Source organism: uncultured Pseudokineococcus sp. (assembly GCF_947499845.1).
GTDB lineage: Bacteria > Actinomycetota > Actinomycetes > Actinomycetales > Quadrisphaeraceae > Pseudokineococcus.
Genome location: NZ_CANMPM010000048.1, coordinates 1 through 1,450, shown reverse-complemented (window position 1 = coordinate 1,450; position 1,450 = coordinate 1). Strand labels below are relative to the sequence as shown.

The 1,450-nt window shown below is 71.1% G+C and carries 2 protein-coding genes; one reads left to right on the top strand and one right to left on the bottom strand.

Going from position 1 to position 1,450, the window contains the following annotated elements:
* Window positions 1-9 precede the first annotated feature (9 nt).
* Entirely contained in the window at window positions 10-1,206 is a 1,197-nt protein-coding gene (locus Q0789_RS16555; RefSeq protein WP_298807084.1) for an IS30 family transposase, read from the bottom strand.
* A 37-nt stretch (window positions 1,207-1,243) separates the two neighbouring features.
* Between Q0789_RS16555 and Q0789_RS16550 the strand changes: the two genes are divergently transcribed.
* Window positions 1,244-1,390 (top strand): hypothetical protein, encoded by a 147-nt coding sequence (locus Q0789_RS16550; protein ID WP_298807085.1) that lies wholly within the window; start codon window positions 1,244-1,246, stop codon window positions 1,388-1,390.
* Window positions 1,391-1,450: the final 60 nt, after the last annotated feature.

The following is a 1,450-nucleotide window of genomic DNA, read 5'->3' as shown; positions in this document are numbered from 1 at the left end:
TGACTGGGTTCAACCGGTCGATGCAACACCGGCCTGGTGCAGCGACCGTAGCTGCTCGTCGAGAGCCTCGGCGGGGGTGCGCCAGCCGAGGACCTTCCGGGGTCTGCTGTTGACGGCTGCCTGTACCGCGAGCAGGTCGTCGTGGGTCCACCGGGACAGGTCGGTGCCCTTGGGGAAGTACTGGCGCAGGAGCCCGTTGGTGTTCTCGTTCGTGCCGCGCTGCCACGGGGAGTGCGGGTCGGCGAAGTAGACCGCGATTCCGGTCTCGATCTTGAAGTGGGCGTGCGCGGACAACTCCTTTCCGCGGTCCCACGTCAGCGACCGCAGGACCTCGGCGGGCATCGTGGTCATCGTCGCGATCAGCGCCTCACGCATCGCTACGGCCCCGTACCCGCCCAGCGATGGCCCGTTCTTGACCGGGGCGACCTCGCCGTAGCCGGGAAGGCGAGGCAGGTGGACCAGCAGGGTGTAGCGGCTGCTGCGCTCGACCAGGGTGCCGATCGCCGAGCGGCCCAGCCCGATAATCAGATCCCCTTCCCAGTGCCCCGGGACGGCGCGGTCCTCGGCCTCAGCGGGTCGCTCGCTGATGACGACGTCAGCGGTGACGTGCCCCTGCGGGCTGTTGCGCGCCCTCTCCCGCGGCTTGCGCAGCGCCCGCCCGGTCCGCAGGCAGGCCACCAGCTCACGCTTGAGCGCCCCACGGCCCTCGATGAACAGCGCCTGGTAGATCGCCTCGTGGCTGATGCGCATGTCGTCATCGTCGGGGAAGTCCACGACCAGCCGCCGACTGATCTGCTCCGGACTCCAGGCCGTGGCCCAGCGCCGGTCCCCGCGGTGAGGCTTGTTCAAGCCCTTCCACGTCGTGGCCGGACCCGGCGCCACGGTCCCGTCGGGGTGCTCCAGCTGCCCGGACAGGCGCTCCTGGACGTACTCACGCAGCACTGGGTTGACCACCAGCTTCGCCGCCTTCGGGCGCCGGGCCGCGGTCTCGGCCTTCCACTGCGCCACCGACGGCCGGTACCCCGACGACCGCGAGCGGGTCGCGGCATTCCGCCGCAACTCCCTCGAGATCGTGCTCGGGTCCCGCCCCAACCGGCGGGCGACCTCGCGCACGCCCAGGCCCTGAGCACGCAGCAGAGCGATGTCCTCCCGCTCGGCCAGCGACAGGTACCGACTGGTCAGCTCGGACAGATCCATCGGCGCCATCCCGCCAGCGTGGCGAAACCACCGCGACCCGACCGGCGTGGACACGCCCACCGCTGCTGCTGCCACCTCGCTGCTGACGCCCGTGGCGATCAGGCGCCAGAACGCCCGCTCGACCTGTCGGGCCGGTGGCGGCCGCCCCGGCGACCTCATCGACGGGCGCACCGCCCGATCGGCCAGCTGCTGACGTCGTCCCACCACACACCTCCACGATCACGAGGTGTTGCGACGACCGATTGACTCCGCC